The 26,397-nt window shown below is 40.8% G+C and carries 11 protein-coding genes; 5 read left to right on the plus strand and 6 right to left on the minus strand.

Going from position 1 to position 26,397, the window contains the following annotated elements:
- Positions 1–11: 11 nt before the first annotated feature.
- From H6G92_RS03050 to H6G92_RS03075, 6 genes are all read right to left on the minus strand, one after another.
- Positions 12–3,272, minus strand: a complete 3,261-nt coding sequence (locus tag H6G92_RS03050; RefSeq protein WP_190890587.1) for a non-ribosomal peptide synthetase — start codon at positions 3,270–3,272, stop codon at positions 12–14.
- A gap of 122 nt (positions 3,273–3,394) precedes the next feature.
- Positions 3,395–4,270 (minus strand): class I SAM-dependent methyltransferase, encoded by an 876-nt coding sequence (locus H6G92_RS03055; protein ID WP_190890590.1) that lies wholly within the window; start codon positions 4,268–4,270, stop codon positions 3,395–3,397.
- A gap of 150 nt (positions 4,271–4,420) precedes the next feature.
- Complete coding sequence (locus H6G92_RS03060) at positions 4,421–5,401, minus strand: cupin-like domain-containing protein (RefSeq protein WP_190890592.1); 981 nt, start codon at positions 5,399–5,401, stop codon at positions 4,421–4,423.
- 51 nt (positions 5,402–5,452) lie between these two features.
- On the minus strand, positions 5,453–11,422 hold the full coding sequence (locus tag H6G92_RS03065; protein ID WP_190890594.1) for a type I polyketide synthase: 5,970 nt from the start codon (positions 11,420–11,422) through the stop codon (positions 5,453–5,455).
- An 84-nt stretch (positions 11,423–11,506) separates the two neighbouring features.
- Positions 11,507–12,373 (minus strand): TauD/TfdA family dioxygenase, encoded by an 867-nt coding sequence (locus H6G92_RS03070; protein ID WP_190890597.1) that lies wholly within the window; start codon positions 12,371–12,373, stop codon positions 11,507–11,509.
- Positions 12,374–12,399: 26 nt separating this feature from the next.
- On the minus strand, positions 12,400–17,736 hold the full coding sequence (locus H6G92_RS03075) for a non-ribosomal peptide synthetase (RefSeq protein ID WP_190890599.1): 5,337 nt from the start codon (positions 17,734–17,736) through the stop codon (positions 12,400–12,402).
- 635 nt (positions 17,737–18,371) lie between these two features.
- On the opposite strand from H6G92_RS03075, the gene H6G92_RS03080 reads away from it, so the two are divergent.
- From H6G92_RS03080 to H6G92_RS03100, 5 genes are all read left to right on the plus strand, one after another.
- A complete protein-coding gene (locus H6G92_RS03080; protein ID WP_190890601.1) occupies positions 18,372–21,131 on the plus strand; it encodes a TonB-dependent siderophore receptor in 2,760 nt (919 codons plus the stop codon).
- 41 nt (positions 21,132–21,172) lie between these two features.
- Complete coding sequence (locus tag H6G92_RS03085) at positions 21,173–22,123, plus strand: iron-siderophore ABC transporter substrate-binding protein (RefSeq protein WP_190890604.1); 951 nt, start codon at positions 21,173–21,175, stop codon at positions 22,121–22,123.
- 11 nt (positions 22,124–22,134) lie between these two features.
- Positions 22,135–22,527, plus strand: coding sequence for a DUF1636 family protein (locus H6G92_RS03090; RefSeq protein ID WP_190890607.1), 393 nt, complete (start codon positions 22,135–22,137; stop codon positions 22,525–22,527).
- 128 nt (positions 22,528–22,655) lie between these two features.
- Positions 22,656–24,416, plus strand: coding sequence for an ABC transporter ATP-binding protein (locus tag H6G92_RS03095; RefSeq protein WP_190890610.1), 1,761 nt, complete (start codon positions 22,656–22,658; stop codon positions 24,414–24,416).
- 98 nt (positions 24,417–24,514) lie between these two features.
- Positions 24,515–26,365 (plus strand): ATP-binding cassette domain-containing protein, encoded by a 1,851-nt coding sequence (locus tag H6G92_RS03100; RefSeq protein ID WP_190890613.1) that lies wholly within the window; start codon positions 24,515–24,517, stop codon positions 26,363–26,365.
- Positions 26,366–26,397 lie beyond the last annotated feature (32 nt).

The following is a 26,397-nucleotide window of genomic DNA, read 5'->3' on the forward strand; positions in this document are numbered from 1 at the left end:
TCTTTAATAGTTTAAGATTTTTGTCTTTGTTTAAGACGTTGTTCGAGTCTTTGCTTACCTTCTGTTAGCTTTTCAGTTCGTTCAGAATAAGAAACTTTATTATTGGCTTGACTAAAATAATCTATTAATGAATTGATAGTAGGATATTTAAACATTTCCGGCAAGGATAATTCTAACGACAATACCTTACGCAATTGGCTATGAATCTGAAGCATTAGCAATGAATTCCCACCTAATTCAAAAAAATTATCGTGGATACCGATTTTTTCTACATTCAATACCTGCTGCCAAATATTAGCAATGGCTTGTTCACGCTCTGTTTTTGGCATCACATAATCAACTGCCAATTGTGGGCGTAAATTATCTGGTGTCGGTAGCGCATTACGGTTCAGTTTGCCATTAGGTAAAAGTGGTATTTCCTGCAAGAAAATGAATACTGAAGGCATCATGTAATTCGGTAATTTATCTTCCAAGAAATGCCGCAGTTCAGTAATTGTGGGTGTTTGTTCTTGGTTAGGAAGAACATAAGCCACTAAATAGTTGTGAACCCGCTCATCTGCTTGTGCTATCACTACAGCCTGCTGCACTGCTGAATATTGTGTTAATGCCGCTTCAATTTCTCCAAGTTCGATGCGGAAACCACGAATTTTTACTTGGTTGTCGATCCGCCCTAGAAATTGCAGCTTTCCATCTGGGAGGTAACGAACCAAGTCACCCGTTTTATAAAGACGACTTCCTTCTGCCTTCTCAAAAGGATTAGATATGAATGCTAAAGCTGTGCGTTCTGGTTGGTTGAGGTAGCCTCGTGCCACACCTACCCCTCCGATGTAAAGTTCGCCTGGAACGCCTACCGGAGTAAGTTGTAAATTGGAGTCAAGCACATAGGTTTGAGCGTTCTGAATTACCTTGCCGATGGGCAATTCTCGCCCAAATGATTTAACAGCTATGGGCCCAGATAAATCGCAATGCGTTGCGACAATCGTTGATTCTGTGGGGCCATAACTATTAACGAGGCGCACTTGTTGACTTACATATTGCTGCCAAATTTCTAGATAAGAATATTCAGCGCGTTCGCCACCAATAATTACTAATCGTAGTGTTTCGGGTAATGGCAAATTTGCAGTAGATATTTCGGCTGTCAGTTGATGCCAGAAAGCGGTGGGTAGGTCAAGTACTGTTAATCCCAAATGCCGAGATTGTTGCACAAACTCTGCTATGGAACTCAACATTTCATCAGTACGCAACACTAAAGTTGCACCTTGTACTAAACAGGGAAAAATTTCTTCGGCTGCGGCATCAAAGCTGATTGAGGCAAATTGCAAAATGCGATCGCTCGGTTTGATCTGATACTCTAAACAAGCAGTTTCAATATAGTTGACTAAGGAGCGATGTTCAATCATTACACCCTTAGGTGTACCAGTAGAGCCGGATGTATAAATAATGTAGGCGAGATTATCAAGTTGAGTCTGAGTTACCAAGTTTTCCCAACTTTCTTGAGCAATAACTGACCAGTCTGTATCTAATGACACTACTTGTTGCTGATGTTCAGGGAGTACAGCCAGCAATGATTGCTGCGTTAAGATGATTGAAACTTGCGTATCCTTCAACATGAAGGTCAAGCGTTCTTGAGGATAAGTTGGATCGAGAGGAACGTAAGCTCCACCAGCTTTGAGGATGCCTAATAGACCTATTATCATATCCAGCGATCGCTCTACGCAAATCCCCACAAGTACTTCTGGCCCAACTCCTTGTTTTTGCAGGTAATTTGCTAGCTGATTCGCACGTTGATTTAGTTCTCTGTAGGTCAGTTGTGCTTGCTCAAAAACCACTGCCACAGCGTCAGGTGTACGTTCTACCTGTGCCTCAAATAGCTGATGAATGCAGATTTGAGAGTAATCAGCTTGAGTGTTATTCCACTCTACCAGTAATTGATGACGCTCTTGTGCAGTCAGTAACGGTAAGTCAGCAAGTCGCTGATTCGGATTTGCGACCATACCCGCAAGTAAAGTCTGGAGATGTTCCAGCATTCGAGTTATTGTAGCTGAGTCGAAGCGCTGGCGATCGTATTCAATTTCTAGTAATAACTGTGAATCCACTTCTACTGATACTGTGAGCGGATAATGGGTATGAGCAAAATTGCAAAAATTGGAAATTTGCAGGTTGTCAAACTGCTGTTGTGCAAAAAAATCTGTTGGGTAGTCCTGAAAGTTTAAAATACTCTCAAACAAGGGCAACCCATTAGGCATATCACTCCACCCAAGCACCTTTACTAGTGGACTGTACTCATACTGACGTGCCTCAATCTGCTCTGTTTGCAGGCTCTTTAGCCAAGGTAAGAGAGACTCTTCTGGATGAATGCACACTCGCATTGGCAGAGTATTGATAAACAACCCCACCATCGATTCAGTTCCAGCTAAAGTTGGCGGACGGCCAGAAACAATGGCTCCAAAGTTGACATCGTGTTCGCCACTATAACGACTCAGGAGGATAGCCCATGCGCCCTGTAATAAGGTGTTGAGTGTAAGCTGTTGCTGTCGAGCAAACTGTTGCAATGCAGAAGTTTCTTTCTCTGATAACCGGACGTGTTGTGTGTCATAGTTATTGCTTTGACTAACCAAGCTATCAGTTTTCCGGTCTACCCTAAAAGAATTTAATGTGGAAAAACCTTTAAGCCTTTGCCGCCAAAATATCTCGGCATCTGCTAGGTTTTGCTGTTGCAACCAAGCTATGTAATCACGGAAAGGACGAGGGCGCTCTAGAGATAAGTTTTCACCTTGAGTGAATCCTTTGTAAAGGGCAAAGACTTCATTGAGGAGTAGGGAAGAAGACCATCCATCCAGCAGTAAGTGATGATGGCTCCAGATAAAACGGTAGTCATTTTCGCCTAACTGAATCACACTCAAGCGCATTAGCGGTGGTTGAGAAAGTTCAAAGCCTCGCTCTCGTTCTACTTTGAGAAAATCCTCCATTCGTTCTTGCTGGGCGACGTTCGTTAAACCCTGCCAATCCTGTTGCTCCCAAGGCAGCGCAACTTGCTTATGTACCACTTGTGCGGGTTCTTTAAGTCCTTCCCAAATAAAGGAAGTACGTAAAATTTGGTGACGCTCTACGAGTTGCTGCCAAGCTTGCTTAAATAGTGAAATATTTAAATGTCCGTGGATATTACAGCTAAATTGTTCGCAATAAACCCCAGATTTTGGAGTATAAAGGGCATGGAAGAGTATGCCCTGTTGCATCGGTGAAAGCGGATAAAAGTCTTCAATATTTTTCATGGCGCTGTAGAAATTTTAGAGTGAGTATTGGCTCCATTCACTGGACTTAAAAATAACTTTTAGGTAGGTGATGAACTGCGCCAGATGCAGAAAGTTTTAGCAGGAATCTAATGTTTATTTAATCACTTTGTTGGATCGTCAATATTAGAGAATTCTAACCCTAATTCATCCATTGATTTTATCCCAATTTCTTTTAAAAATTCTGCCCTAAGTACGTTATCTTTAACTGCGTTACCTGGTGCTGTATTATCTCCTTTATGGATAAAAACTTGATTACGGTAAAAGTGTATTGCCACAATATGCTGGTCAAAATAATTAGGTGTATAACCTGGATGTATAAACTCCTGATGACTGAGGCAATCAACCAGTCTTTTAAAAAAATTGATCATTGTTTTAGAATCATATAAATCCAAGCTGCCTCCATATTCTGCCCAATGAGGAGGAAAAGCATCGCTAGAAAACTTTGACCAATTTTCGTAACTGGGTATATAAGAAGTATGTGTATCCTCTACTACGTAAATGCCACCATCATTTAATTCTGGGAACAGAATTTTAAAAGTTTGAATTACATGGTCATTGCGATGACTACCATCATCAATAATAATGTCTAGTTTACCAGTTTCAGAGACAAGCTTTTTTAAAAGCACTTCATCAACTTGGCTACCCTGAAATATTTTGATCCGGTCTTCTTCTAAAGAGCTTTTATCTACGATATCTAAACCGTAAATCATACTGTTAGGAAAATAAGTCTTCCACATTCTTAAAGAATCTCCTCCAGATAGAGGATCATCATAGCCACCTACACCAATTTCCAAAATCTTCAATTTTTTGGTTCTCAAAGGGGCAAAGTGATGTTGGTAATGTTGACCATATATGTGAGGATTCCATTTGCTGTTATAAAGAGGTAGCAACTTGGTTAAATCCTTACGGTAGATAAATGACTTTAATTGATGAGGTAGATTCTTCAAAAATATTTGGCGATCGCTTTTTATTTTCATTGGTAAAAATCCTTGAGAGAGAAATAGTTTTTAATTCACTGTCAAACTTCAGCTTCTAGTGTGCCCAGTTCATGATGGCTAGTTATTTAGTTTTCTAAAAGATAATTTTTGTTTAAATGTAAAATTTTTAAATAAATACTTGGAAAGTTATCAAGTACGCTTTTGAAAAAAATTAAGAGCAAATAAAGACTTGGTAACCAACGGAAATTCCAAAGCCAATGGTAAAATATAACTATTTATTGGACTGTGTTTATAAATATCTTGGAAACACAATTCTGCGTTAAATTCATTTATTGTATTGTGGCTTAAAGCAATGCTATCTTCAAGGGTCTCTACTTGATGCCACCAACGAGTTGGAATGTAAAGTATTTCTCCCGGTTCTAATATAGTTTCCACGGGCTTAACTTTAGCATAGAGCGGAAACTTTTCTAAATCTGGGTTGAAGACATCAACTTTGCCATTATACAAAAACTCTGTTTGATCGGGTGTAAATAAGGCACATCTTTTCTTACCAGAAATTAATGCTAGCCATGCATAGGTGTATCCACCATCAACGTGAAGACCTATTGAACAACCTTTGCCACCTATCATGATGTAGTCTAACGGGTAATCATATTTTTCTTGAAACTTCTTGGGTAGTCTATCAAACCAATTAGGAAAGTAAACTGGAACTTTGTAGTCATTGTAAAGCTGAGGATAATTATAAGGATGAAAGTCAAATAAATACAGTGTTTTGCTGCGCTCATCAGCAGTCAAATAATCAATGTAATCTCCAATAGTAATCTGTAGCTGCTTTTTATAATCACCGTCTTCTCTAACGCTAGCTTTGAGGGAGCCACACTCTGAATTGAAGAAATCCAAAGTCCATTTCGTTGAGGCAGGCCAATCTTTCATCGCGTCAGTGATGATCACAGGCTTGCCAACAGACGAATACTCCCGGAAAAACTCATCATACGATAAGTTACTGCGACGTTCGATAGAAGAAATTGGCGTCCATACCAACTTATATTTTTGCTTACGCCACATCCTCATTAGCATAAATATGAGTAAGCGTGTACCAATAATCAACGTAATAATCGCAAAACTAAACCAAATTGTCTGATAGAAATAAATAGGTAATTGTAAAGTCATATCACTCTTGTAAATGTCATAATCTGCCAATACTATCTATGTCAGGAGTTACTACTTTTGTTCTGAATACGCTGTCAAACCTTCAGATTGATTGAGGGCAGCCAAAATATTGTCGAGGTCGGCTTGACTCCACTGACTAGATTTAAACTCTGCAAAATCAGAAGGTGTTAAGTTTTCTACTGAGTCAGGCTGGCGGTTAGTAATGAGTGCTTGTAGGGTTGTGACCAACTCATCAGCTAATTTCTCGATTGTTTCTCGTCGATGAATATTTTCGCTATAGATTAAATCGACAACAATTTGGTCATGAACAATCGAAGCATTAACTTCTAGCAGATGGCTCCGTTTTCCACGCGGGCTACGGGGTGAGCCACTAGAATTTTGGGATAGCTTAAACAAAGAAGATTGAGGTAAAGTTTGCTCAAGATTACCAAGGTAGAGGAAAATTACTTCTGCTGGCTGTAGCGATCGCAATTTTTCTGTAATTAATGTATCTGTACTCAAATGGCGCAGCACGCCATAACCCAGCCCTTGATTCGGAAAACTCCGCAGTTGCTCTTTAATCACTTTCAATGCTTCCCCTACTGGCGAAATTTCTCCAATTTCCAACAGCACAGGGGCAATGTTAGTAAACCATCCCACCGTCCTTGATAAATCGACATCATCAAAAATTACTTCTCTGCCATTACCTTCTAAGTCAACCAGCAGTGAGGATGTTCCAGTCCACTTGGTCATTGCTTGTACTAGGGCAGCCAGCAGCACATCATCCATTTGTACTCGATAAGCTGCTGTTATTTCTTCTCGCAGTGCCTGGGTTTGTTCGACACTTAATTTTACCGATACAGTCCGAGCCGATGCCACGATGTTAGCGCCATCTGGATAATCTACCGGCAGTGGTGATACCCAGTCGCGCTCAGCTGCCAGCCAATACACCTGCTCTCGTTCCAACTCTATTGACTGTGCATATTCAATTAGCCTTGAAGACCACTGTTTGAATGAGGTTGTCTTTGGTGGTAGTTTAACCACTTTCTCTTGACTAAGTTGTTGGTATGCTGTTTCTAAATCCTCAAGTAAAATCCGCCAAGAACCAATATCTACAGCTAAATGATGGGCAACAATCAGCAGACGGCTTGGTTGGTGTGTACCCATGTGAAAGAGGGCAACTTGTACAAGCGGTTTTGACGCTAAATTCAGCGATGCTTGCAATTCTATTGCAGCCTCCTCAAAAGCCTGCTCTTGCAAATGCGGTGACAGCGCCGATAAATCTACGTGTGAGAATGGCACAACTGTGTCAAGACCGAAATTTATCTGTTTCCACATAGATTCTTCGGGTACAAAACGCAAACGTAACGCATCGTGGTGTTCAAGCAACTTTTGAACTACCTGCTCTAAAAGTATTGGGTCGAGAGTTTGTTGTACCTCTAGCAAAACTGTCTGGTTCCAATGATGCGGGTCAAGTAAATTCTGTTCAAAAAACCAGTGCTGAATAGGTGTCAAAGGAAGTTCTCCTTGCACTAATCCCTGTTCGCTACAGACAGTCTGAGTTCTGTTGGCGATTTCAGCTAACTGTGCGATCGTTGGGTATTCAAATAGATGCTGATTAGTAATCCGCAGGCCTGCTTTGTTGGCTCTAGCAGTAATTTGAATGCTGAGGAGAGAATCACCACCTAACTCTAAAAAGTTATCGTCAATACCTACCTGTTCAATTCCTAAAACTTCTTGCCAGATGTTAGCAATGATTTGTTCAACTTCATTTCTAGGAGCAACATAGGTGTTGAGTAAGTTGGGTCTGGAATGGAATGATAATAAATTTACTTGATTTCCAGGTTCTCTAGACTTAATCCACTTTTTAATTCTAGTTTCAAGATCGGTTGTAGAAACAACTATTTGATTGATTTTCTTGAGGGATAAAATGCGTTCAAATACTTCTACTCCTTCTTGATTATTCATGAATAATTCCGTAGAAATTTCTGGTTTTGTGGCTAATTCAGCAGCTAATTGGCTGGTTAACCAGTTGTCCCAGTTCACAGCTATCCACGGTGTACAACTTGTTTGGTTGTGCTTACAAATAAAAGCATCAGTAAAGAGGTGCGCGGCTGGGTAAGCTGCCATGCCCAATGCACCTAATACAGATGATAAGGAAGATATCAATACACAGAAATCAAGTTCTATCCCTTGCAAAACTTTTTCTAATACAAACAGTCCATATCCATTGGCTCTCAATTGTTGTTCACATTCGTTTCTAGTGATTTCTGGAATAGTTTTAAATAACTTGATGCCAGCAGCATGAATGACACCATGAATCTGACCAAAATGCTGAACAGCCTTAGCCATAACTGCTTGCATTTGTGTTTCATTAGCAATATCAGCATTTTGAATCAGAACCTCTGCACCCAGTTGTTCTAGTTCCTGTACTTTTAGTATCTTGCGGCTGAATTTATCTTGTTCATCATGAGTTTTCAGCCATTCATTCCATTCATCTCGCGCAGGCAAAGCTGAATACCCTATGAGAATCAGTTTGGCTCTGGCTGTCTGAGCTAGGTATTCGGCTATTTCCAGACCTATACCTCCCAATCCACCAGTTATCAGGTATACTCCTTGCTCTCGTAATCTACTTGTAGTCTCATCACTATGAATCGCTTCAAATGTTTGTAACCAGCGATGATTACCACGGTAAGCAACTACTGTGTCAGCGGATTTAGCACTCAACTCTATTAAAAGTTGGTCTATTAATTGGTTTTCTAGAAGTGATTTGGCTGCGGGAATGACAACATCAATACTGCGACAGGTAATATTGGAATACTGCTGAGGAATGACTTTACATATTCCTTGCACAGTTGCTTTTTCTGGATTTAAACTTTCAAAACCTGTCAAATCGTAGATATTATTAGTGACAACTAAAATATCTATAGGCTGAGTAATATCTTGTTTGCTGAAGGATTGTGCCAGAAACAGTAGACTGTAGAAACCAAGATTTTGACAATTGTCAAAAAACTCAATTGTTGTTTGTGTCTGGTCGTTTGGTGTGAGGCTCCATAAATGGGCGATCGCATCTGGAATTTGACCCTGTGTCTGCAACTGTGCAATTAAGGCATCGTAATCTTCAGGCTGCTGGGGATTGATTGTGTATTTGCGATCGCTCAGTTGGCTAAACTGCTCTCCCTGCACCACAGTGATTACATTATGACCACCATCTTCTAGGCATTTTGCCATTTCTACGCCGATGCGAGTATCGGCAAAGATTAGCACCTGTTCTCTAGATTGGAGAACTTGCGGTGCGATCGCTTGTTTCCAAACTGGGACATAGAACCAGTCTGCAACATTTGGCTTTTTGTGGTTTGCTAAAGCAGAATTGCTAGATTGTTTTTGCGGTTCAATCCAGTAACGCTGGCGTTCAAATGGATATGTCGGTAAAGGTATGCGGTGACGGCGCTCATCAGTATAAAAGTTAGTCCAGTTTACTGAGGCTCCTGCTAGCCAAAGACGACCCAATCTATTCAGCAAGAACGCTATATCTGTTTGTTCTTCCTTAGTATGTCGTAATGAAGAGAGTATTAACTGCTCAGTAGTCCGTGCTGAATGCTGTTTAGCTAAGGTACACAAAGTACGCCCCGGCCCTACCTCTAGGAGAATGCGATTTGGCTCTTGCTGTAATGTAGATATGCCTGCTGCAAAGTCCACGCTTTGCCGCAAATGCCTTGCCCAATAATTTGGATCTGTCGCATCTGCTGCGGTAATCCAAGTTCCCGTGACGTTGGAGATAAAAGGAATCTGGGGCGGATTAAGTTTTACTTTTTTAACTTCTTGGATGAATGACTCCAAAATAGGCTCCATCATCTGAGAATGAAAGGCATGGGAAGTATGCAGACGGCGACATTCTACACCTTGAGCAGTAAGTTGTTGCTCAATTGCATCTACAGCTTCATGGGTTCCCGAAACTACGCATGAATTTGGTGCGTTGATGGCAGCCAGAGATAAGTTTTCGTTCAGTAGAGGTTTAATTTCTGCTTCCGGTAAAGGAACTGCAAGCATTGTTCCTGAAGGCAATTGCTGCATTAATTGCCCACGTATGGCAACTAAAGCTAAAGCATCTTCAAGAGACATAACGCCAGCTAGGCAAGCAGCCACGTATTCTCCAATACTATGACCAATCATGGACTCTGGAGAAATGCCCCATGTTATCCACAACTGGGCTAAAGCATACTCAATCACAAACAGTGCAGGTTGAGCGAGGCGAGTTTGTTTGAGCTTTTCTGCTGCGGCTGTTTGGGAGTCGTTGGGATAAATTACTGAACGTAAATCTAATCCTAAATAGGGGATGAGCAATAGACAACAGCGATCTACCTGCTCACGAAATATTGCCTCATTCTGGTAAAGTTCTTTACCCATATCCACATATTGGGCACCTTGTCCAGGAAACATGAAGGCGATGGGGCGATTGCTGTTTTCCTCAAAGGAAGTAAAAATTCTTTGTGAGCCTTGCTGCTTCAAGATGTTGATTGCATCCTGGATATGTTGACACACCAATACGCGACGATGATTAAACTCTCTACGCCCCAAATGCAGGGTATAAGCGACATCCGCTAGGTTTAACTCAGGATGTTGTGTAAGATATTCTCCTAGATTTTGGGTAGCAGTTTCTAATGCAGACTCAGTTTTCGCAGAGAGTACCAATAACTGCCACGGACGAGAAGGGCTAGAGGCTGGTAATGCTGGTGCTTCTTCTATAATTACATGGGCATTAGTGCCGCCCATACCTAAAGAACTTACACCAGCCCGACGAGGAGTGAATCCCGCCTGCCATTCTGTCAGTTTTGTATTGACATAAAAGGGACTGTTTGGGAAATCAATTTGGGGATTGGGTTGCTCAAAATTTAAGCTGGGTGGGATCTGTTTGTGTTTGAGGGCAAGAACAGTTTTGATTAACCCAGCCACTCCAGCAGCTGCATCTAGATGACCGATATTTGTTTTGACTGAACCAATGGCACAGAAATTCTTTTTCTCGGTGCTGGCGCGAAAAACTTTGGTTAGTGCAGCAACTTCAATGGGATCGCCTAAAGCTGTACCAGTACCATGCGCTTCAATATAGCTAATTGTCTCTGGCTCAGTATCGGCGAACATAATCGCTTCTGCGATCGCCTCGGCTTGACCATCAACGCTAGGGGCTGTATAACCCACTTTTCCAGAACCGTCGTTGTTGATGGCTGCACCTTTAATCACAGCATGAATGCAATCACCATCAGCGATCGCTTCAGATAGCCGCTTGAGGATTACAACTCCCACACCATTACCAACAACTATTCCTTGGGCTTTAGCATCAAAGGCGCGGCAATGCCCATCAGAAGATAATGTTCCTCCTTCTTCATACAAGTAACCTGTTTTTTGTGGGACTCGAATCGAAACTCCTCCTGCCACAGCCATATCACATTGATAATTTAGTAAACTTTGGCAAGCAAGAGTGATTGCGACTAATGAGGTAGAACAAGCAGTTTGAATTGTAATGCTTGGGCCTGTGAGATTTAATTTATATGAAACGCGGGTTGTCAGAAAATCTTTATCATTCCCAATTAGTTTTTGATAAGATTTCGCTGACCCTACTTGGTCATTATTTAAATTAAAAGATAAATAGTTATTTAGGCTAGCACCTGCGTAAACTCCAATGCGACTTTCACACTTAGTAGAGTCATAGCCAGCACTTTCTAAAGCTTTCCAAGCAGATTCCAGAAAAATACGGTGTTGTGGGTCTGTGACTTCTGCTTCTTTCGGGTTCATATCAAAGAAAGAAGCATCAAATAAATCAATATCTTCTAATACACCACCCGCTTTAACATAATTGCGATCGTTCAGCCAAGCTGGTTCTATACCCGCTGCTAATAGATCTTCATGTGTAAACGCAGAAATTGACTCTATGCCATCTTGTAATTTTTGCCAATATTCATCAATATCGTTGGCTCCTGGGAAACGACCTGCCATGCCAATAATGGCTATTCTATCTATTGATTCGTATACTTCTGAACTACCCATTTTTCTTCTTTTTAGGGTTATTTAACCTTAGCGAAATTATACTAATTTCTACTGCGTCACTTTGAATATTCACATTGTGACTAATTATTTCAGATAACTTAGTAAAGAAAAAATCCGTCTATTGGTATCAGCAAAAGACCTACGCCCGTGTAAAAATCTTGAATTATCAATCATCACTAAATCACCTACTTGCCACGGTATTATCCCAGTCAACCTGTTCATAACTTCGTTAACTTGGTTAATAGCTATCACCGGAATCGGTGAACCGTCTTCAAAAGTTACTGCTCCTCTAGGATTTTTATACTCGGCAATTAGGCTGTTAGCAAATGCATTTTGATTACCATATTTTGTTTTTACCACAGCCGAGCAACAATATTCAATAGAAACAGATTGATCGGAATTTATTTGATAATTTAAACCTTCAATATTATTCAAAGTTCTCTTGACATCAGCTATGGTTGCACCAGTTCCGAGAAAACGCTTCCAGTCAGTAACCGGAAATTTTTGCAAAAATCTAATTTTCTGAGAAATAAATAATTGTCTTAATTCTTCACTTAGATTCTGCCATACTTGAACACCATCCCAAAATAAAGTTTCACCTCCTTGGGATGCAGGCACAGCACAACAAAACCATACTAAATCAGGACGGAAAGGAGAATTAGCATTTTCACAATGAGGACTTACATAGTGCATTCCTGGGTCTACTAACGTCACAAATTTATTACTTGAATCAATGATAGGTCTATCTTTATCCAGAACAAATCTAGAACTGAACTTTTCGGCAAAGTCTTTCATTTGTGTATGGTTGACATTAAACCCTCGAAAGAGCAAAATACCAAACGACTGAAATGCTTCTAAAGTATTTTGAACTGAAAGTTGCAAAATATTTTGATGATTCTCATTTTGAATTATTTTGGTAATAGTATTACCAGATAGCTCAGTTTTTATCATATAGTTCCAACTGCTAAATTCTTCTTCTACTGATTTTTTCTTTTCGTCTGCTTCGTCAGCAATGCTCTTTGTTTTTGCACGCGATCGCGTATTTGATCAAAATTATCCTGAACTTCTAGATTTTGATTTAAATACTTTGCCAAAGAGTTAATAGTTGGGTTTTGAAACAACTCAACAACCGATAATTCCCGCTTGAAAATATTCCGTAGTTTATGATTCACCTGAATTATCAGTAATGAATGTCCACCAAGGTCAAAGAAATTATCATTTACACCGACTTTCTCTAGATGCAATACTTCTTGCCAAACTTGGGCAATAGTTTTTTCTACATGAGATTGAGGAGACTGATAAGTTGTAGCTAATTGTGGTTGCAGTCCCTCTGGAACAGGTAAGGCACGACGGTCTACTTTTCCATTAGGTGTAAGTGGGAATTCATTTAATAGTATATAGGCAGAAGGCACCATATATTCAGGTAACTTATCCTTAAGAAAATCCCGTAATTCATTGATAGAAATTTCAATATTTTTCTGGGTAATTACATAAGCGACTAAGCGACGTTCATTGGGGATATCTTCTCTGACAATAACTATCGCTTCTCGCACCTGTGGATGTTGTCTTAAAACCGATTCAATTTCTCCCAGTTCAATGCGGAAACCACGAATTTTAACTTGGTGGTCAATTCTACCCAAATATTCGATGTTTCCATCGCGGCGATAGCGTGCTAAATCTCCTGTTTTATATAGGCGTTTCCCTGATTTTAAAGAACTGGAAATAAACTTCTCGTTTGTTAACTCTGGTTGATGCAAATAGCCTCGTGCTAATCCTACACCTCCAATGTGTAATTCACCCGGAACACCAACAGGAACAGGTTGTAAATGTCTATCTAATATATATATTTGTGTATTGGCAATAGGGCGACCAATAGGAACAATTTTCTCATTGCTATGCGGTTGACAAGCCCAAAAAGTTACGTCAATACTAGCTTCCGTTGGCCCATAAAGATTGTGCAGTTCTGCATCAAGATGAGCAAAGAATAATTGCTGAAGCTCAAAGGGAAGCGCTTCGCCACTACAAATCACCCGCTTGATTACGTTATTACATCTATTCAAAGATGGTTCTTCTAAGAAGACTTGCAGCATTGAGGGAACGAAGTGCAGTGTGGTGATTTGCTGCTGGGCAATCAATTCTACAAGATAATTAGTATCTTGATGTCCTCGTGGTTTAGCAACAACTAACCGCGCACCTGTAAACAAGGGCCAGAAAAATTCCCAAACAGAAACATCAAAACTAAATGGTGTTTTTTGGAGAACTCTGTCGGTTGCTGTTAACTGGTAAGCATCTTGCATCCAAAGCAAGCGGTTGCATAAACCAAGGTGAGTGTTCATTACTCCCTTGGGCTTTCCTGTAGAACCGGAGGTATAAATTACGTAAGCTAGGTTTTCTGAATTAACTTCACTGACTGGGTTTTGTTGAGTTTGCTGATTAATGAGTTTTGAAATGTTGGTATCTAAACAGATAACTTGGGCTTGGTGTGGCGGTAGTTTTTTGACTAGATGTTGTTGCACTATTAGCATCGGTACTTGTGCATCTGTCAACATCAAAGCTAAACGTTCTTTGGGATAGCTGGGGTCTAATGGTAGGTAAGCACCTCCGGCTTTCAGAATGGCTAATAGTCCAATCACCATTTCTGGTGAGCGTTCCATGCAGATACCAACAATTACCTCTGGTTTGACACCTAGCTTTTGCAAATAGTGCGCTAACTGATTTGCTCGATTGTTTAACTCACTGTAGGTTATTTGTTGGTTTTCAAAGACTACTGCTACAGCACCTGGTGTTTGTTCTACCTGCTGCTCAAATAGCTGATGAATACAGAGTTCAAGCGGGTAGTTTATCTGGGTATGATTCCAATCAACTATTAGCTGTTGTTTTTCAGTTGCCGTTAACAAAGGCATCTCTGCAATACGAGAATCGAGATTGGCAGTTATACCTTCCAACAAAGTTTGAAAATGCCCCAGCATCCGAGTCATAGTATCTGCGTTAAACAGATCCGTGTTGTACTCTAGGGTTGCAAGCAATCCTTGCTCTCTATCTTCGATAAACAGAGTTAAATCGAATTTTGCCGTCCCACTATAACCCTCTTCAGTGGTTATCGATATATCTGATAATTTTGGGGTCGGTAGAGGCATATTCTGGAGGACGAACATTACCTGAAAGAGTGGGTTATAACTCAGGTCTCGTGTCGGTTGTAGTGCCTCGACTAACTTCTCGAATGGCATGTCTTGGTGAACATAGCCAGCTAAGGCTGTTGACTTAACCCGTGCTAATAATTCTCTATAACTGGGTTCGCCAGAAAGGTCGGTACGCAATACCAAAACATTGACAAATAATCCAATTAATGAATCAATTTCACTGCGGTTGCGGCTGGCAATTGGCGAACCCACGAGGATGTCTGTTTGGCCTGTGTACCGATAAAGTAAGATTTTGAAGGCTGTTAGCAAGGTCATAAACAAAGTTACGCCTTCTTGATGACTCAGCTTCTTGAGCGCGGTAGTCAGGGTTTGAGGCAAAATTAATTTAGCTTGAGCGCCTTTGAAGGTTTGAATTGGCGATGTCTGACGACAAGAAGCAAAGCTTCTACGCGGACGGTCTGTTGGTAAATTCAATATAGGCAGTTCACCACCTAATTGCTGTTGCCAATATGTCAATAGGGGTTGCATACGCTCATACAACCACTGTCGCTGCCAAGACGCAAAATCTAAATACTGGATGGGTAATTCAGCAAGTGGTGAAGGTTTGCCATTAGAAAATGCCTCATACAATTCTGCCAATTCTCGGATGAGAATTCCCATAGACCAACCATCAGCAATAATATGATGTATGTTGAGGAGCAGCTTATATTCTTGATAACCCAAGCGCAGAAGTTTAACACCCAAGAGTAGTTGACAAGACAAGTCGAACGGCTGTTGTGCGAATTCTGAGGCTATACGTTGCCAGTCGTGTGAGGTTACATCCTCAACTGGCAAAGTTAACTGTACTGCTGTATTGATTACCTGAACTGGTTTGCCTTCATCTAAGATAAAGTTTGTCCGCAATACTTCGTGGCGGCGGATAATTTCGTTCAGGCTTTGGGTTAGTGCGGCAACATTGACGTGTCCCGTTAAGCTAATAACGATAGGAATATTATATGCAGGAGTATTAGGCGCTAACTGATTAATAAACCATAGTTGTTGTTGAGCAAAAGATAGAGGATGAGCAGATGTAGTTCTCTGTATTTGAGTTATCGATACTGATGAGGTGGAAGTTGTCATCAGTTGAGATAGGATTTTTGTAGAGAGCGATCGCGTACTCAAGTTTTCAAAGAAGTCTGCTACAGATATCTCAACTTCTAAGTCAGCCTCTATTCGGTTTTTTAACTCAAAAACTCTTAAAGAATCGAGTCCCAAGCTGCTTAACGACTGTGTTGGGTTGACTTCATGGGGTGCGATTGTCAACACCCGCCCCACTTGCTCTTTAAGATACGACTCTAATAATGGCTGAGACTCGCGGGGGGAAAGTGCCAAGAGTTCAGCATGTTGCAAACGATTTTCGTTTTCTTCGACTTCGCTACTTTGGAGGATACTACTGCCAACTATATCCAGCTTACCTGCCAGAAAATCTGCTTTAGTAGCGCGGCGTTGAATCTTACCACTGGAGGTTTTGGGAATTGTACCACCTTTAATTAGCACTACACCATAGACTTGTACTTCATGTTCTTCAGTCACCGCCTGACGAATAGCTGCGGTTACTTCATCAATATTTGGTTTGGCGCGAAACTCCAACTCTTGAACTACAACGAGCTGTTCTTCATCACCGACTTCTACAGAAAAGGCTGCACTACTACCAGAACGTAATAATGGATGACTGCATTCTGTAGTTCTTTCTATATCCTGTGGGTAAATATTTCGACCGCGAATAATAATTAAATCTTTGGCTCTACCTGTAACAAAGAGTTCCCCATTGTCCAAAAAGCCTAAGTCGCCAGTGCGTAGAAATGGCCCCTCTTGCGTATCTTTTAAATAGGCGTGGAAGGTTTGCTCTGTTTCTTCGAGACGATTCCAATAACCTTGGCCAATACTTGGCCCTGATACCCAAATTTCCCCGACTTCATCTGCTTGGCAACGAGTCAAAGTCTCTGGATGAGCAATGACAATTTGCTGTTGCGGAATGCTTTGACCACAACTAACAAAGCTTTGGCTATCTTCAGTCTCTGCAATAGCTTCAATGACCTGATTTTTGGATAAGGCAGATTTTTCAACAGGTTTAACACGAGGTAAGACTGTTTTGATACTGCCGGAAACCATGAGGGTTGCCTCTGCCATACCATAACAGGGGTAAAAAGCTTCTTTACGAAAGCCACACTCGGCAAAAGTTTCTGCAAACCGTTCTAGAGTATCTTGACGGATAGGTTCCGCACCATTAAAAGCTACACTCCAACTGCTGAGATCAAGAGATGAGCGTTGCTCTGGAGTAATCTTTTGAATGCACTGTTCATAGGCAAAATTAGGCCCGCCACTTGTGGTGCCTTTGTATCTAGAAATAGCCTGCAACCAGCGATAAGGACGTTGTAAAAAAGATGTTGGGGGCATTAAGATGCAAGGAAATCCACCATATAAAGGTTGCAATATCCCACCGATGAGTCCCATATCGTGGTATGTGGGTAGCCACGAAACAAATTTGCTGGTGGGAGAATGTTCCATGATTTGGTAAGTCGTGGCAGCATTGTGTAGCAAGTTGCCATGACCAAGCATTACGCCTTTAGGTGTGCCAGTAGAACCCGATGTATATTGTAGAAAAGCTAAAGTATTAATATTGATTAAAGGTTCTTGCCAAGAATCTTCTATACCTGGCGTTAAGTTATCTGTTGTTAGCCACTGAAGATTTCCGCAGTTGGTCTTGTCTGCAAGCAGGGATTGGATTGTGGGGAGCAGAACTGTTGTAGTTAGAGCAGTTTTCGCTTGTGCATCTGCCACAATCGCTTCTATTCTCGGTGCTTTGCGCTGATTGCGCGGTGGGTAAGCAGGTACAGCTACTACGCCGGCGTACAAACAACCAAAAAAAGCGACCAGATAATCTAATCCTGGTGGATACAGCAGTAAAGCACGTTCTCCACTTAATCCTAGTGCTTGTAGTTGTGCTGCGATCGCGCGAGAACACCTATCTAAATCTTGATAAGTCAGTGTTGTTTCTAGCGTTTCTCCATCTTGGAGGAACGTGAAAGCAACTATGTCTGGCTGGTGTATTGCTCTGTAACGTAGTAGATCAACAATCGTAGAACAGCTAAGGGAAACCTCTCCTACGCCTAATTCATTAAAAGGTCGAGCCATTATACTTTTAAAACCCTGAAGCACACTAAAAATTTTTGATCGCGCCCAATAGCGCAAGGCGGAATTCTGTTAGACCGCACTCAGTTACCAGATTGCCGTTGTCGTAAATGCGGATAAATCGCTAGGCTTTCCTGCAAATTTCAATGTAGTTTATTGCAACTTATTTTCAATTAACTATCTCACCTTAATGCAATTTACCCGAATTTACAATCCCAAAATAATAAATAGTATTTATCATTACCTCAAAAATTTAATTAGTTTACTTTTTAATTAAATTTTTATATCTTTAGATAGATGACAAAGCTTTTTATGATTAATTCATCACCTGCGTATAACAACAGCTACCTTCTCATATGATTACTAAATAATCTATAACCATTGCTGGGACAGGATCTTCCGCTAAAAAATGCACGTTCATGGCTCATTATGATCAATGATTATGGGAACAGAGATTTTTGGGATACTTGCCCAAAGCCAGGTATTTATGATAAGTATTCTTAATACAGTTGGTTTTGAATAGGAAATATTTGCATTTAGCTAATGACTATTAGTTAAAAAAATATGCAAATTTATTGCAAGAGATTACAGCGTTGTTGCAAACAACATGACGTTTGCTATTGGGTGTGAGACAAAAAATGAAAGTAGAGCAATTACTGCAAAGCCTGTTACTTACAAGCTCAGTTGTCGTATTAGCAACAACTCCAGCTAATAGCGAGGAGATACCAACTCAACAAGTGCAGCGCCACAGCAGATCAACTGGTGCGGGTACGAGTTCTTCCACTCCAGTACAGTTAGTTAAACTAAACACAGAGATTCCACAATTGAGTGAGATCAAACCTCCACTCATCAGTGCCGATAAGTTAGTGCAATCGCCAACGCCAGGTGAAGCAGGTTCTCAAAATGTTGTGGAAGTTACGGGAGTTAAGATTAATCCCATCGACAACAAACTGGAAATTATTCTAGAGACTCCGAGAGGAGAACAGTTGCAAGTAACACAAAAGGAGCAAGGCAATACATATATTGCTGACATTCCTTCATCGCAACTGCGCTTACCATCAGGAGGCAATACGTTCCGGCAAGAAAACCCAGTTGCGGGGATCACTGAAGTCACAGTAACGAACGTTGATGCCAACAGTATCAGGGTGACAGTAATTGGTGAGGCGGGTGTACCAGTAGTAGAGCTATTTGATAGTGATGAAGGTCTGATTTTTGGTCTGACATCGGTTGCATCTTCCGCCCAAACTCCCCAGACTCCAGAGGTTCCACAGCAAACACCACAGACTTCTCAGACTCCAGAAGTACAACCAACACCACAGCCAGAAACCCAAACCGAGCCTAATGAACCATCAGCTCAGACAGAAGAACCGATAGAACTGGTAGTGACAGGTGAACAAGATGGATATAAAGTACCAAATGCCTCAACTGCTACAAGAACCGATACTCCAATTCGAGACACTCCTGCATCAATTCAGGTAATTCCTCAACAGGTTTTAAAAGATCAGCAGGTGCTACGACTCCCCGAAGCTTTGCGTAACGTTAGTGGTTACTCCGAAGAAGGTGGTTTTGGTGATACTAGGGAACAATTTAACCTGCGAGGCTTTTCGGTTTCAGGTTTGTCAGACAGTCAGATATTTCAAGATGGTTTTAGAGTATTTAACCAGCAAGGTTTAATAGAAACTGCCAATCTTGAGCGAATTGAAATTCTCAAAGGCCCAGCTTCAATTCTGTTTGGTAGTCTAGAACCAGGCGGTATAGTTAATTTGGTGACAAAAAGGCCCTTAGCGGAGCCTTATTATGGAGCTGAATTATCTATAGGCAGTGATGGATTCGTTCGTCCAACTCTTGATGTTTCCGGGCCACTAAATACAGATAAAACTGCACTTTATAGACTAAATACAGTTTATGAAACTGGAAGAAGGTGGAGGGGAAATTTTGATACTGATATCAGTCGATTCTTTATTGCACCTGTAGTGGATTTCAAGCTTGGCGATCGCACTGAGATAACATTAGATTTAGACTATCTCAACGACGAGCGCCCTTTTGATCGGGGATTAATAGAGGTAAATGGCGGTGTAGCGGATATTCCCCGTGATCGTTTAGTCTTAAGTACACCCCAAGATTTCCTCCGCCAAGAAAATCTTTCTACTGGCTATCGACTCTCACACCGATTTAATGATGATTGGACTATTCGTAATGCCTTTCGTTATTCAAAAACAGATTACCTAGACTATCGATCTGAAGCTAGAAGTTTAGATGAGAACACAGGTGAGCTTTCGGGTCGTTATTTCTTCTCTCGAGAAACTTATGAAGAAAGCTATGGACTACAAACAGATGTTGTCGGCAAATTTACAACAGGCTCAGTCAAGCATACTCTTGTATTTGGGGTTGATTTAACTAGAAACACATCTGATGGTAATGTCCGTAGAAGTGCAAACGGATTTATCCCATCAATCAATATTTTCAATCCAGTTTACCCAGATATCACTCGCCCCAATCGTTTAGAACTGAACTTAACCCAAGATTATATAATCAGCACAGACCGACTTGGTATTTTCTTACAAGACCAAATTGCATTTACGGATAATCTGAAAATCTTAATTGGAGGCCGTTTCGATAGTGTAGACTTTAGCTATGATGACCCTGTTAGTGAATTTTTAGCAGAACAGAGTCAGCAAGCATTTAGTCCTCGTGTTGGTATTGTTTATCAACCAATTGACCCAATTTCCCTATATGCTAACTTCACACAATCATTTAACCCCAACTACTTTGACTTAACGGCCGATGGTTCACCCTTGGAACCAAGCCGCGCCACACAATATGAAGTTGGGATCAAAGGTGAGTTATTTGATGGTAAACTGGCGGCAACTCTTGCTGCTTATCAAATCACCAAGACTAACATTCCTACTACCGATCCTGATAATGAAGACTTTTCTGTTGCCATTGGTGAAGCTAGAAGTCGAGGGATTGAGTTTGATATTACAGGCGAAATTCTTCCAGGCTGGAAAATTATTGCTTCCTATGGTTACACAGATGCAATTATTACCGAAGATCAAAATATTGCGCCGGGGACTCGTCTTGCCAATGTTCCTAGAAACGCAGCTAGTCTTTGGACTAACTATGAGTTTCAACAAGGGTCTTTAGAAGGACTTGGTTTTGGGTTTGGGATCTTTTATGTTGATCAAAAGTTTGGAGATGATACAGATGATCCTTATTTTATTCCGAGTTATATCCGCACCGATGCGGCAATTTACTATCGACGCAATAACTGGCGAGCTGGCATTAATATCAAGAACCTATTTGATGTGACCTATTTTGAATCTGGTGCTAACGTTGGTAACTCCATTGAAGTAGGTGCGCCGTTAACAGTTATCGGGACATTGGCGGTGGAGTTTTAAACTGTCTAGTATTTCAAGTTGAACCAAATCAACTTTACTCAATGTATAAAATTCGTCGTGTGATTGGGTTATTATTTGGGTTGACGTTTCTGGCGATCGCTCTTTTTTCTGCTGGCGCTGGCAATTTCTCTCAAAATTTGACTAAATCTCGTAGTTTCCAACCTCCGGAGTGCAAAATAGTCAAGCACCTCATGGGTGAAAGCTGCGTTCCTATTAACCCACAACGAATAGTAGTACTAGACAATATCAGCTTAGAAATCGCCCTTGTTTTGGGATTTAAACCCGTAGGTGCTGCTGCTTGGTTGGGAAATTTCCCCCCTTATTTACAGAAACAAACTCAAGGAGTGGGAAGCATTGGTGATGCTGACCAACCCAACTTGGAAAAGATTCTGATGCTTAAGCCAGACATGATTCTTTTTGCCTCCCATGCCGCAGCCCAAGAAACCTTATACAATCAACTGTCCCAAATTGCACCGACAGTTGGCTACCGATGGTATGACGGCGTTTATCGTTGGCAGGAATGCTTTCAATCGTTCGCTGAAGCATTGGGCAAATCATCGGAGGCTGATATTGTCATAAATAATTATCAGCAAAGGCTAGAAAAGTTAAGACAGGCATTAGGCGATCGCCTTTACACTACAGAAGTTTCCCTGGTGAGGATTTACGCAGATAGAATTCGCCTTCGAGGAGAAGGGCAACATCTATGTAGTAGAGTAATTCAGGATTTGGGCTTACCTCGTCCTTCTGCTCAAAAGAAGGGGATGGATATCTCGCTTGAGAGCATTAACTATGCAGACGGGGATGTGATCTTTCTGCAACAGCACGCACAAGCAAATAACTATCAACACATTACTAATCATCCCTTGTGGCTAAAACTGAATGCAGTTAAGTCGGGCAAAGTCTATAAGGTAGGTGATGATTATTGGCATGGTGGTAGCTACATCGCTGCCAATCTAATTCTTGATGATTTGTTTAAATATTTAGCAGAGTAACAGTAATAGTGATGCCTAAACACACTCTATTCGTTTGTAAATCTTGCCACACTTCCGATGAAGAACCATTAGAAAACCAACAGAGAGATGGTATACGTTTATTAGAGAAACTAAACACTTTATCTAGGGAAAAATGCCCATCATCAGAACTGGATATTAAGCCTGTAGGATGTATGTGGGCTTGTGATCATGGCTGTGTTGCGGCTATTTCTAGCCCGAAAAAACCTACCTATCTCATCGTTGATCTTCAACCTGATGAAAGTGCTTCAGCATTACTTGAACTTATGGAACTGTACATTAGTAATAGCAAAGGAGGGATTCCTTATGAAAAAATCCGCGAACTGTTGCAACCTGATACTTTTGTGCAAATTCCTCCTATATTAATTGATGAAAATGCCGAATGATTATTACTAAAAATTATGCAATACAATTACATATCACCTCATACATTGCATTATGGCAGTTACCACAATTCCTTTACCTTATTCTTAAGCCAGTCTCCAAAATACTGCTTGCTGATAGCTAAAGCTTTATGAAAATTGGACTACAGCAATATTGGAACTTACTTGTAGACTATCTCAATCCCCAAAAAGGAAGAGTTGCCAAATTTGCGATCGCTCTCCTCGCCAGCATCGGACTACAATTAGTCAACCCCCAAATTCTCCGTTATTTCATCGATACAGCCGTAGCTGGTGGTTCTGGACAAAGTTTATTCTTCGCCGCCTTACTATTTACTGGTGTAGCTTTAATTACTCAACTGATCACAATTGCTGCAACCTATTATGGCGAAAACGTTGCTTGGAGAGCCACCAACGCCTTACGTGCTGACTTAGTTGAGCATTGCTTGCAACTAGACTTATCCTTTCATAAATTCTCTACACCCGGTGAATTACTAGAGAGAGTAGACGGTGATGTTCACACTCTGTCGCAATTCTTCTCCAAATTTACCATTTACATCTTGGGTAATTTGCTGTTGATGTCGGGTGTGATTGTAGTTCTATTTGCCGAAGATTGGCGTGCTGGTTTAGCGATCGCATTTTTTACTCTAACAGCATTATCTACTTTAATTCGTCTACGTTCTATTGCCGTTCCCCATTGGAGAAGTTATCGCCAAATTAGTGCCGATTTTTTTGGTTTCGTCGGTGAACAAATCGCCGGGATGGAAGATGTGCGGGCGAATGGAGCCAAAAGCTATGTTATGCACCGCTTCCACAAAATTTTGCAAGGCTGGTTACCTATCTTTCACAAAGCACGTTTTGCTAGTACTATTCTTTGGGGTACAACTAACGGTATCTTTACTTTAGGGACTGCGATCGCCTTAAGCGTTGGTGCTTACCTTTGGAGCCAAAATATTATTACTATTGGTACAGTATATCTACTGTACTATTATACCAATTTACTTAGTGAACCGATTGAGCAAATTCGCGACCAATTTGAAGACCTCCAACAAGCAGAAGCCAGTATTTATCGCATTCAAGATTTACTCAAAGTTAAATCTAAACTCAGTACAGAAGGCGAACAGCAACTTCCTCAAGGTGCACTTTCCGTAACTTTTGAGAACGTCTCATTTGGCTACAATGAGCGAGAATTAGAGACTGGGGATTTGGTACTGCAAGATATATCTTTTAATCTACCTGCTGGTCATTTACTAGGTTTACTGGGACGTACAGGTAGCGGTAAGTCTTCCTTGGCGCGATTATTACTTAGGTTATATGACCCCCAATCAGGCTCAATTCGCTTGGGAGGAGTGCCGATTAACCAAACTCCTTTAACAGATTTACCTCAAAAAGTGGGATTAGTCACTCAAGATGTCCAACTGTTTCAAACTACAGTCCGTAATAATCTCACCTTTTTTAACCAGAATATCAGTGATGAACGCATATATGAAACCTTAGAAATCTTAGGATTGTCAGAATGGTTGCACTCATTACCCAAAGGCTTAGAAACAAATTTGGGGCCAGATAGTAGCGGCTTATCTGCGGGACAGGCGCAGTTACTGGCATTTACGAGAGTATTTCTCAAAGACCCTGGTTTAGTAATTCTAGACGAAGCCTCTTCTCGCCTCGATCCTGTGACAGAAAAACTGATTGAAAAGGCTGTAGACAAGTTATTAGCTGGGCGTACAGGGATTATTATTGCTCATCGTTTAGCGACTGTAGAAAGAACAAATCAAATTTTAATTTTAGAACAGGGTCAAGTTATTGAATATGGTCAACGAGAAAAATTAATTAAAAACCCTCACTCACATTTTACCAAATTATTACAAACTGGTTTGATCGATTTATTAAACTAATACTCTTCTCTTTGTAAATTACGAATTACGAACTTGTACTGAGCGCAGCCTCTCGTAGAGAAGTATTACGAATTACGAATTACGAATTATAAAATATCATGGTGTCAATAAAAAAGCTTAGAGGTTGGGAATTATTATGGCAACTGATTTGGTACAAACCAAAATTATACACAATTGACTCCTGCTTCTGGATTTTAATTATGGGGTTGCCTGCCCTACCTGGATTAATTATCCGGGAATTCTTCAACAGCTTGACTAACAAGGCGCAATTCGGATTATCACCTTTGACTTTAATTGCATTATTACTAGCTCTGAATTCGGGACACATTGCGCTTATATTTGCGGGGCGTGTTACCAAAACTCAGCACCGTTTCATTATGCGGTCATTACTGCGACATAATTTGTTAGATCGCCTTTTTAAAAATCCTACAGCACGACCAATGGTTGTTAGTAAAGAGGCTGAAAAAACTGTATCTCAGGGTGAAATAATTAGCTACTTTCGTGATGATGCCGAACAAGTAGAAGAAAATGTGGCATTGATATCAGAACTTTTAGGACAAGGTATATTTTCTGTTATTTCTTTAGTAATTTTATTAAGTATCAATGTCCAAATGACATTGTTTGTGTTTCTGCCGGTGGTGGGGATGATAGTGATTGTTCAACGAGCAGAAACTCGTATTAAACAGTATAGAACAGCCAGCCGCGAAGCAACCGAAAAGGTGACAGGAATTTTAGGCGAAATATTTGGCTCAGTACAAGCGATTAAAGTAGCTGGAGCAGAAGAAAATGTGCTGGATTACTTTCGCACCCTCAATGATAAACGCCGCCATATGATGATTAAGGATAGCCTATTCAATGCTATTCTGAATTCTCTATTTCAAAATATGGTGAGTCTGGGGACAGGGATAATTCTGCTGCTGGCTTCCCAATTAATGCAGAGTGGTGTTGGTAAGTTGACAGTGGGTGACTTTGCTTTGTTTGTGTATAATCTTTCGTTTGTAACTAGCTTTTTTAATTTTCTCGGCGGCTTTATGGCTTTGTATAAGCACACAGAAGTTTCTTTTGAACGTATGGCTAGTTTACTGTCTGATGTATCAGTAGATACTTTGGTAGCTCCTAATCAACTTTATCTTAATGACCTGAATGGTCGCAAAAAACTCTTGCCCTCAGTCGAACAACCGTTGAAGAATAAAAGCGATGCCTACGGCGAGCAAAGCGATAAGCTTGACGGCATGGCTAGCGCTTACCGCCTGCAATCATTAAAAGTATCTAATTTAACTTATATTTATCCTGGTACTAATCAAGGAATTACAGATATTAGCTTTGAGATGCAGCGTGGTAGTTTGACTGTGATTACTGGTCAGATTGGTTCTGGCAAAACTACATTGCTGCGGCTATTGTTAGGATTATTACCTATGCAAAGTGGATGTATTTACTGGAATGGGCATCTTATTGAAGACCCCGCCAGTTTCTTTGTTCCACCTCGCAGTGCTTATACTCCCCAAATTCCTCAATTGTTTAGCTACACCCTGCGAGAAAATATTTTGTTGGGCTTGTCTAAAGATGATGAAGATATCGCTACAGCTTTAAACATGGCTGTGTTTGAGCAAGATTTAGCAACTATGAATGAAAGTCTAGAAACTTTAGTTGGTTCTAAAGGTGTGCGGCTTTCTGGTGGACAAATACAGCGTGTAGCAGCCGCGCGGATGTTTGTGCGTCAACCGGAATTGTTGGTGTTTGATGACCTTTCTAGCGCTTTGGATGTAGAGACAGAATTGGCTTTATGGTCGCAAATATTCTTTAACAGCACAGAACCAGAGCAAAATAATTGGACACCGACCTGTCTTGTGGTTTCTCATCGGCGTTCAGTCTTGCGCCGCGCCGATCAGATTATTGTGATGAAAGCAGGGAGAGTGGAAGCGCAAGGGAAGTTAGATGAAATTCAGTAGACCGAAAACTTTTGCGATGCCATCAGCGGGCG

The organism is Nostoc foliaceum FACHB-393 (assembly GCF_014698505.1).
In the GTDB taxonomy this organism is placed as follows: Bacteria; Cyanobacteriota; Cyanobacteriia; order Cyanobacteriales; family Nostocaceae; genus Nostoc; species Nostoc foliaceum_A.